Origin of the sequence: Rhizobium phaseoli (assembly GCF_010668805.1) — a bacterium.
In the GTDB taxonomy this organism is placed as follows: Bacteria; Pseudomonadota; Alphaproteobacteria; order Rhizobiales; family Rhizobiaceae; genus Rhizobium; species Rhizobium phaseoli_A.
The window spans coordinates 1-403 of record NZ_WUFT01000124.1 but is presented as its reverse complement, the minus strand read 5'-3'; the positions used below and the strand labels follow the sequence as shown (position 1 = coordinate 403).

Annotated in this window: 1 protein-coding gene; it reads right to left on the bottom strand. The window is 59.1% G+C overall.

Annotation, left to right across the window (positions count from 1 at the left end; translation table 11 throughout):
• The coding region (locus tag GR197_RS31680; protein ID WP_432444218.1) for a hypothetical protein at positions 1–403 on the bottom strand (403 nt) is incomplete at both ends.

Sequence of the window (403 nt, the reverse complement as noted above, 5' to 3'; positions counted from 1 at the left end):
CGGTAGAACTGATAGAACGGATCGCTCGGATCGATGGGAAGCTGACCGCTGTTATTGCCATTGCCGCCGCGCATCGCCGTCTGCTTCACGACGTGCTTCGCGCTGATGTTGACGACGGCAGGCCCATACGTTTCGACGAGGCCCGAGAAATCGGGAATGCCCGTTTTCGCCGCAGCTTCCGCGGGCATCATCGCGGCGGCCGCGGGCGAGATAACCTGGGGCGCTGGCACGTCGCGATGCCCCGCCACGTAGCCCGCCGACAATGCGATAACGACGGCCGCTGCAACGGCGCTACGGGTCAGTATTTTTGCTTGCATCGTGTACTCCTGATTGGGAGAGTTGACTCTTTGATGAGTCGAAGAGTACGTGGCGTCGCTTAAATCAATCTTAAACAATGCCAACT